Below are 8,974 nucleotides of genomic sequence, written 5' to 3' on the forward strand. Positions count from 1 at the left end.
TCGTCCCTGGATACAGTCGCAGCGTCGGCGGCTCGATCGTCGTCCAGGGCGCCACGTCCCCGACGGGCTCGAACCGGTACTCGTCCACCACGTCACCGGTGTTGCGCACCCTCAGGCGCACACGCGTACTACTGCCGGGGTCCACCGTCGCGGACGGGGCTCCAGCGAAGTCCACAGGGTCACACGGCGAACACAGGAAGACCCCCGGGCCCTGTCCCAGGCCCCGGGGCAGAGTCGGCTGCCCGAAAGGGCATGCCCGGCGGGCGGCGCGGCCGGTTACAGCGGGGACTGGCCCCGGGCCATGCGCTCGCCGGCCTGCGCGGCCTCGATCTCTTCGGAGTGGTCCGGGCTGGAGACGGACTCCCCGAACCCGTTGTTGGTGCCCGCCACCTTGCCCCGGGACTGCTGGAAGACGTGGTGGGCCTCGTGGAAGAGCGTCGCGTCGTCCAGGGACCGCTGGGCGACGATGTGGGAGCCGGTGGTGTAGGCGATCGCCTGCAGGTCCACGGCCGACCGCTGCGCCACCGGGTTGTCGTGCAGGGTGACGTGCCCGAAGCTCATTCCGTAGGCCTGCTCGGCGGGTTCGCGGATGCGGGCCGGAAGCGGCTTGCCGGGCGTGCTGATCGCATCGTTCACCGACACCCGCGGCTCCTCGAAGAAGCCGCTGTCCGCCGACACCCGCCGCTGCACGTCGGCGTTCTCGGCCGCCTCCTGGGCGTGGCCGCACCCGGGGCCGTGCTCGTGCCGGGCCCGCTGGACGGCCCGGGACACCGCCGCGTTACCGGCCTGGTTCTGGAGTGCGAGCATCCGGCCGGCCGTGGTGCCCGGCACGGCGGACCGACGGGCCGGGCTCTGCTTACCGGACTGCTGGGCAGCCTGTGTTTCGTGTGCGTGCACAACGCTCCCTCGGCAGGTGCTGGGTCGGCACGTGGTGATGGCGCTCCTGGCAGGTCTACCCGGACCGGCCGCCCGGCGCAACGGCCGCGGGGGCAGGCCGGAGGGCAAGTCCCGCCGGTGAAGACACCGCTGAGCCGCTCGCCCTCGAGCATCCCGGCCTCTCAGGCCGAGGAGAGCTGATTGGCTATCTCCTTCTCCCAGGCGGCCTGCTTCGCGGGGTCGTTGAGCGATGCCTCCCAGTCCTTGGGCGACTGCCCGTGACGGTCCGGGCCCGCCTTGAGGACCATGAGCAGCGCACGTGCCGACGCGCGGATGTCGGCGGGTACGTCCTTGCCCACCCGGACGTCCGGACCGGCCGCCAGTGCGTAGAGTTCCTGCGCCATGAACTGGCGCTGACCCTGCGGGACGGACTTCGTCACCTTGAAGAAATCCGCCACGGCATCGCGCCGTCGGGCACCTTGCGCCTCGGGCGCCCCGGGCCTGTCCGTCTCGGACTCCCCCTCGCCCAACGTGGGCCGGGCCCACCGGTCGGGATGCCGCGCCGCGACATACCGGTTGGAGCCCGCCCGGGCCCCCTTGTAGAGGGCGTTGCCGAGCAGGAAGGCCGCCGCCACGCCGGCCACGGCGGGGCCCGCCGGACCGCTGACCGCTCCGGCGGCGGCCGCGATCGCCAGGCTGCTTCCGGCGGTGCGCACCGAGTTGCCCCCCAGGCTGGTGACGCGCTTGGCCAGTTTGGTGTGCTGCTTGTGCCGTGCGTACCGGCCGATGCCGGCCAGGTGCGCCTCCAGTTGCCCGGTGAGGTCGGCGACTTCCTTCTCGAAGCGCGCGATGTCCTCCTCCCTCGCGACGTTGAGATCGAGCAGTCGGCGCGGAGGCAGGGCCCTGACCCGGTCCAGCCCCTGCTGCGCCTTCCCCAGATGGTCGAGTACGTCCTGGAGTTTCCCCGCGTCCTTCTGTGCGTCGTCGGGGGCTTCCTGGACCATCTTCTTGAGGTCGCGGTCCTTGTCGTAGGTCTTCCAGATGACGACGGCATCCCGGGCGGCTATCAGCACGGAATAGAACACACCGGCTCCGCCGGCCACCTCCCCGAGAGCGGGCACCCCGCCCAGTTGGCCGGCGTTCCTCACCGCGGCGTTGGCCATTCCCGCGGCGTCGCCGGTGACCATGCCGGCGTTCTGTGCCGCGGCGAGGGGCTTCCCCTTCGCGTCCTTCCTGGGCTTGTGGGATTCCGGCCCCGTGGCCTTACGGCCCTTGAACGCGGCTTTCAGGGCGCGCAGGTCGTTGAACAGGCCCAAGGAGTCGGTCACGATGTTGATCCCGGTGCCGACCTGTCCCTGGATGGCGGTGGCCGCCACCTGATCGGTGTCCGAGGTGGCCTGCCCGTGCAGCCGGACTCCGCCCTCCGTGGGCGCGTTGAGGCGGGTGGCCATCGTGTCGGGCACGTCGATGACCTTCTTGGACTTGTCCGCCTTGGAGGTGCCGAAGAGCTTTTCGATCTTCGCGTTGACCTGCTTGAGCTTCTCCCCGGCACCGAAGAGGTTCCGCATCGCTCTTCGCTGCTTCTGCTCCTCCGCGGTCACCTCCGCGGTCTCCTCCGCCGGCGGCCGACGCCGCTCCGCCGCGTCCGCCGCCAGCTCCGCGCGCCGGCGCCGCTCGTCCACCGCGGCCTCTTCCGGCCGCCGCGCCTCCTCCTCGGCCGCCTCCGGCCGGCGTCGCCGCTCCGCCGCGGCCGCCGCCAGCTCCGCCCGCCGACGCCGCTCGTCCCCCGCCCTCACGTCCTCCCGGTCAGGAGCACTGGTCGCCCGCTGTATCGCCGCGGTGACGGCTCTGTTCCCTGCCCTGGCCTGCAAGGAGGCCAGGGGGGACTGCGGCCCCCGAGGGCGGTGCCGGGCCGGAGCGGCAGCATCCGTGCGACGGGTCTGCGTGTCGTGCAAGCGGTCCGGCACGGACAACTCCTTCTGACCAGATGGAGGACGAAACGGGCGACCTCGGAAGTGAACGCAGCACGAACGGAGGAACACGATGATGTTGCGCGGAACCTACCCGTGCCGATGGAGCCGCATGTTTCCTACGTGTTCAGTCCTCGTGACCACCCCTCGCGACGCCGCACCCCGAAGCGGCGGGACGGCGTACCCCGTACCGGGGCGTGACCACGAGATGACATCCTGGCGAACTGACACTCAACACAAGATGTTGAAGCAGAAACGGCAGCCATCCACCAGGGAAAGACGGGGAGTCTGCCCCAACGGGCACGACCAGGGGCAACGAACATGCCCCCGGTCCGGCACCCCGGGACGTTTCGGCGGCGCCAACGCGCGCGCGAGGCTGAGGGGCGTCCTGTCTCGTACCCCGAGGAGAGCAGAGCATGCCGTCCTACCTGTCGCCCGGCGTCTACGTCGAGGAGGTGGCCAGCGGCTCGCGCCCGATCGAGGGAGTGGGCACCTCGGTGGCGGCCTTCGTCGGTCTCGCCCCGACCGGCCCGCTGAACGAGCCCACGCTGGTGACCAACTGGACGCAGTACGTCGCGGCCTTCGGTGACTTCACCGGTGGGTACTACCTCGCACACTCCGTCTACGGGTTCTTCAACAACGGCGGATCCGCCGCCTACGTCGTCCGCGTCGGCGGCTCGGCCGAGGACGCCGCCGTCGGCGACGGCACGGACGGCACCGCCGCTCCCGCCGCCGTGACCGGGAGCGCCGCCAAGGCCGCGCTGCCCGCCGCCGAACCCAAGCAGCTCGGCACGTTCGCCGTGACGGCCACCGCCGCCGGCCAGCACGGCCCGCTGACCGTCGAGGTCGCGGACCCCGAGGGCGAGGGCCCCGCCGAGCGCTTCAAGCTGATCGTCAAGGACGGCGACAAGCCGGTCGAGACCTTCGACGTGAGCGCCAAGAAGGGCAACCGCTCCTACGTCGTCACCCAGGTCAAGGAGCGCTCCAAGCTCATCACCGTGACCGAGGCCGCGCCGTCCGCGCAGCTCGTCCGTCCGGAGAACCAGAGCCTGACGCTGCCCGCGCCGCCGTCCGCCGCGTCCGCCGCGCCCGCCGTTCCGGCCGGTCAGGGCGAGAGCGCGCACCCCGGCCCGGCCGAGTACCTCGGTGACTCCGCCGACCGCACCGGCTTCGGCGGCCTGGAGGCGATCGACGAGATCTCCATGGTCGCGGTGCCCGACCTGATGGCCGCCTACCAGCGCGGCGCGATCGACCTGGAGGCCGTCAAGGCCGTCCAGCTCGGTCTCATCGCCCACTGCGAGCTGATGGGCGACCGCGTCGCCATCATCGACCCGCCGCCCAACCAGAACGCCCGGCAGATCCGGGTCTGGCGCCAGGAGACGGCCGGCTACGACTCCAAGTACGCGGCCCTGTACTACCCCTGGATCAAGTCCTTCGACCCGGCCACCGGCCAGTCCCGCCTGGTCCCGCCGAGCGGCCACGTCGCCGGCATCTGGGCCCGCAACGACTTCGAGCGCGGCGTGCACAAGGCCCCCGCCAACGAGGTCGTCCGCGGCGCCGTCGACCTCGAACTGCAGATCACCCGCGGCGAGCAGGACCTGCTCAACCCGATCGGCGTCAACTGCATCCGCTCCTTCCCCGGCCGCGGCATCCGCGTCTGGGGCGCCCGCACCCTCTCCTCCGACCCGGCGTGGCGCTACCTGAACATCCGCCGGTACTTCAACTACCTGGAGGAGTCGATCCTGATCGGCACCCAGTGGGTGGTGTTCGAGCCGAACGACCACAACCTCTGGGCCCGCATCCGGCGCAACGTCTCCGCGTTCCTGGTCAACGAGTGGCGCAGCGGCGCCCTGTTCGGCCAGAGCCCGGCAGAGGCCTACTACGTCAAGTGCGACGAGGAGACCAACCCGCCGGAGTCGGTCGACCTCGGCCGTGTCGTGTGCGAGATCGGCATCGCGCCGGTCAAGCCCGCCGAGTTCGTGATCTTCCGGCTCGCCCAGTTCTCCAGCGGCAGCGGGGAGCTGGAGGAGTAGCTCACGCGTTCTCCGCCTCTTTGATCAGCCTCCCCCCTCAGTTCCCTAGAAGGACAGCGAACACATGGCTCTGATGCAGGGTGACTCCCTCACCGGAAACAATTTCGGGCTCCAGATCGACGGGGTGATGGTCGAGTACCTCGCCGAGGTCAACGGCCTCACCATCGAACAGGACGTCATCAAGCACGTACAGAACAACAGCGCGACCGGCAAGCTCGAGACCGCCGTGATGCCCGGCAACAAGAAGGACGGTCAGTGCACCGTCGTGCGGGGCATGACCCAGTCCGCGTCGTTCACCCAGTGGATCAACGACTCCATCAACGGCCGGATGGCCTCGGCGCGGAAGAACGCCTCCATCATCCTGATGGACGCCGAGGACACCCCGGTGAAGCGGTACAACATGCGCAACGCCTGGTGCAGCAAGATCGACGCCAGCTCGCTGAAGGCGGGCGACACCGCCGCGCTGACCGAGACGGTCACCATCGTGTTCGAAGAAATGGAAGTCGAGTAATGCGACGCGCGGCCGGCCGGGCGCCCACCGCGGCGCCCCAGGCCCCCCAGACTGCGGCGGCGGGAGCGGACTTCCCCCGTTCTGCTCCCGCCGCCGCGCCGACGGAGGCGCCGGCCGGTCCTCCGGCCGACCCGGTACCGCGCCAGCAACTGCGCACCGAGTTCCCCTTCGAGCTGCCGCGCGGGTACGTCGACGAGTCGGGCACGGTGCACCGGGACGGTGTGATGCGCCTGTCGACGGCACGGGACGAGCTGATCCCGCTGCGCGACGTGCGGGTGCAGGAGAACCCGGCGTACCTGTCGGTGGTGCTGCTCGGCCGGGTCATCACCCGGCTGGGCACGCTGTCGTCGGTGCACGACGGGATCGTGGAGAACATGTTCGCCTCCGATCTGGCGTTCCTCCAGGACTTCTACCGTCAGATCAACGCGGAGGGCCACACCCGTGCGGCCGTCGAGTGCCCGCACTGCTCGGAGCCCTTCGAGGTGGAACTCGGCGGGAGCCGCCTGGGGGAATCGTGACGTACGCGACCGACCGGCTGCACGAGGAGATCGCGTACGTCGCCTACCACTTCCACTGGAGCCTGGAGGCGATCCTGGACCTGGAGCACCAGGACCGCCGCCGGTACACGGACCAGATCGCGTCCCTCGTGACGCGTGGCACGGCGGAGGGCTGATCAGTGGGATTCCTGGACCGGCTGCGGGGCCGTCGGGACGGCATCGGCGGGGACGTCACGACGCCCCCGGCCGAGACCCCGGGTTCGGGCCCGGACACGGGCGCCGACACGGACGGGAGTACGACGCGTACGCCCGGCCCGGCGCCCGTGGCCGTCGCCGCCTGGACGGGCCTGCCGCCGATCCAGCGGGCGACGGGTACGGCCCGTACGGGGGTCGCGGACGCCGGGTTCGGCGGCCGGCTGCCGACGTGGCAGAACCCGTCGTTCACGGGGGCGCCGTCCCCCGCGGTGCTTGACCCGGCGTCCGGCGACAGCCTGCTGTCGGGCGCCTTCGACCCGTCGGACCGCCCGACGCGGTCCACACCGCTGTCGTCCCCGTCGGGCGCACCGCCGGTCCAGCGGATGCCGGTCGCGCCCCTGCGGGCGATACCGGCCGACCCCTCGACCCCGGCCGCTCCCACGGGGGCCGCGCCGGGGTCTCGGGGCGGCTCGTTCCGTTCGCCGGGAGCGCGGGGCGGTTCCTCCACCGCGCCCGGAGCACGGGCGGGTTCGTCCGCCACGCCGGGGACGCGGGGCGGTTCGTCCACCACGCCCACGTCGGCGTCCGCGCCGTCGGCCACACCCGTCCAGCGGTCGCGTTCCACCGGGTCGGGGTCGTCCGCCACGCCCGCGAGCACGCCGGCCCAGGCGGCCCGCGGCGTGCGGGTCACCCCGGTGCCGGCACCGGCCGCACCCCATCCGCGCCAGGCACTGACCAAGGCACCGTCCGGTTCGCCGGCCGTGCAGCGCCGGGCCCTGCCCGCGACCCGCCGGACCACCGACTCCCTCCCGGCGTCCTCCGGCACCACGCCCGCGTCGGCGGACGGCGACCGGGGGGACCCCGGCTCGGTCTCCGCCGGGGACGCCCCGCCGTCCCACCGGCCCGGCGGCGCCACGACAACCGCGCCCACGGCACCCACCGCCGCCACGGCGCCCGACGCTCCGGTGCAACGGGCCGTGCGCCCGCACCAGACCCCGCCGGCCGCCTCCGACACCCCGGCCGGCCCTCCCGTGCAGCGAGCGGTGTCCCGCCCCGGGACCACGCCGGCGCCGGACACCGGGTCCCGGCGCACCGCCCCCACCCCTTCCGGCGACGGAACGCCATCCGGCACACCGGTCCGGCGAGCCGCCGCACCGCCGGCCGGCCCCGCGCGGAGCGACACGTCGGGCAGCGGCACCGCGTCCGGCGCCCCGGTCCAGCGCGCCGCCTCACAGCCCGGCAACTCCAGCCCGGCACCGGCACCGGCACCGGCACCGGCACGTGACAGCGGTACGGCATCCGGTACGCCGGTCCAGCGCGCCGCGCGCCCGACCGGGGGCGGCGCGACGCCCGCACCGGGTGGCGGCACCGCGTCCGGCGCGCCCGCACAGCGAGCCGTGACGCCGACCGGCCCCGTACCGTCCGACCCCGTACCGGCCACGCGTCCCGCCCCCGCCCGTGGCGCGGAGACCGCCCCTTCCGGGGACCGCCGGAGCACCTCACCGGACGCCGCGACGCCCGGCCCCCCGGTGCAGCGAGCCGTGGCGCAGCCCAACCCGGCTTCCGGGTCCGGCACTTCCCGGCCCAGCGGCCGGACGACGCCCGCGTCCGCGTCCGGTCCCGGCACGACGCCCGGTACGCCGGTGCAGCGAGCTGCCGTGCGGCCGTCCAGCCCCGCGCCGGGCGAACCCCCGGTGCAGCGGGCGGCCGTGCGGCCCACGCCCACATCCGCCGACCCCCGCGCCACCACGCCCGCGCCCGCGCCCGCCAAGGCCAACCCCACCCCAGGCCGGGCGCCCGCCCCGACCGGCGGCGCCACGGCCGACCGCCCGGTGCAGCGGGCGGCGTCCCACCCCGCTGCCCCCTCCCCCAGCCCCGGCACGCCGACCACCGGCCGCGCCGGGGCACCGTCGCCGTCGTCTCCGTCGCCGTCGCCGTCTCCGTCTCCGTCTCCGTCGTCAGGACCCGCCCCGGCCGGACCCCCGGTCCAGCGAGCCGCGTCCCCGCACGACCGCCCCCTCACCGGCCGGCCGGCGTCCGCACCCGACGTCGGCGCGTCGGCCGCCGCCCCGGTCCAGCGAGCGGTCCCCCGGACCGACGGCCCCACCGCGGCCCCCGAACCGCGCGACGGCACCCCTCGCACCGGTACGGCACCGGGCAGCACCCCGCCCCCGCCGGTCCAGCGAGCCGTTGCCCGGACCACCCCGGTACCCAGCACCGACGGCAGCGAGGCAACGCCCGCCCCCTCACGGCCGGGCGACACCGGCGGCGTCACGGCAGCCCAGGGATCCTCGACACCTCCCCCGGCCGCGACCCAGCCCCCCGCGGTGACCGCCCGACCCGTCACCCCGACCGGTGCGCAGCCCCCTGTTCAGCGGCGGACGGCTCAGCCCGTTCGCGCGCAGGCACCTCAGCCCTCACCGACCTCACCGACCTCGCAGACCCCTGCGCCCCGCCGCGCCCACCACACACCTGCCCGGACGACGGCCCCCGGCACGCCGCAGGCGTCCCCGGTCCAGCGCGCCACGGCCGGACCGGCCGGCGTGCCGAGCACTCCCTCCACCGGCCCGACGCCCGCACCGCACCGCGACACCCCCGCCCTCCCCGGGACACCCGCACAACCGTCGGGACCGACCGCCACCGCCCCCACCACAGCCGCAGCCGCAGCCGCGGGCAGTCGTGCCGCCGGGGCGGCGGAGGCCCCCGCGCTCGAGCGAGGCCGGGAGTCGGGCGGGGCGGGCGCGACGGCACCCGTCCAGCGCCGGACCACGTCCCCCACCCCCGCCCGCCCGGTGCAGCGCAGCGCCACGGCACCGCGTCCGGGCCTCGGCGCCCCCACGTCGTCCAGGCCGGCCGACGCCGTACGCCCGACCGCGGTGCCCCCCGCCACCC

Annotated in this window: 6 protein-coding genes and 2 pseudogenes; 5 read left to right on the forward strand and 3 right to left on the reverse strand. The window is 74.2% G+C overall.

Annotated features, from left to right (window positions below):
* From RM812_RS39840 to RM812_RS39850, 3 genes and pseudogenes are all read right to left on the reverse strand, one after another.
* Window positions 1-183 (reverse strand): annotated as a pseudogene (locus RM812_RS39840) (hypothetical protein); the annotation flags it as partial.
* A gap of 93 nt (window positions 184-276) precedes the next feature.
* On the reverse strand, window positions 277-897 hold the full coding sequence (locus RM812_RS39845; protein ID WP_311585528.1) for an eCIS core domain-containing protein: 621 nt from the start codon (window positions 895-897) through the stop codon (window positions 277-279).
* Window positions 898-1,058: 161 nt separating this feature from the next.
* A complete protein-coding gene (locus tag RM812_RS39850) occupies window positions 1,059-2,672 on the reverse strand; it encodes a hypothetical protein (protein ID WP_311585530.1) in 1,614 nt (537 codons plus the stop codon).
* Between the two features lie 590 nt (window positions 2,673-3,262).
* Here RM812_RS39850 and RM812_RS39855 point away from each other — a divergent pair.
* The 5 genes and pseudogenes from RM812_RS39855 to RM812_RS39875 form a co-directional block, all read left to right on the forward strand.
* Window positions 3,263-4,879, forward strand: a complete 1,617-nt coding sequence (locus tag RM812_RS39855; RefSeq protein ID WP_311585532.1) for a phage tail sheath subtilisin-like domain-containing protein — start codon at window positions 3,263-3,265, stop codon at window positions 4,877-4,879.
* Between the two features lie 64 nt (window positions 4,880-4,943).
* On the forward strand, window positions 4,944-5,390 hold the full coding sequence (locus tag RM812_RS39860) for a phage tail protein (protein ID WP_311585534.1): 447 nt from the start codon (window positions 4,944-4,946) through the stop codon (window positions 5,388-5,390).
* Complete coding sequence (locus RM812_RS39865) at window positions 5,390-5,908, forward strand: hypothetical protein (RefSeq protein WP_311585536.1); 519 nt, start codon at window positions 5,390-5,392, stop codon at window positions 5,906-5,908. The genes RM812_RS39860 and RM812_RS39865 overlap by 1 nt, the downstream gene beginning before the upstream one ends.
* A complete protein-coding gene (locus RM812_RS39870) occupies window positions 5,905-6,063 on the forward strand; it encodes a DUF6760 family protein (RefSeq protein WP_007450918.1) in 159 nt (52 codons plus the stop codon). Before RM812_RS39865 ends, RM812_RS39870 begins: the two co-directional genes overlap by 4 nt.
* A gap of 3 nt (window positions 6,064-6,066) precedes the next feature.
* Window positions 6,067-8,974 (forward strand): annotated as a pseudogene (locus tag RM812_RS39875) (hypothetical protein); the annotation flags it as partial.

The organism is Streptomyces lancefieldiae (assembly GCF_031845825.1).
GTDB lineage: Bacteria > Actinomycetota > Actinomycetes > Streptomycetales > Streptomycetaceae > Streptomyces > Streptomyces lancefieldiae.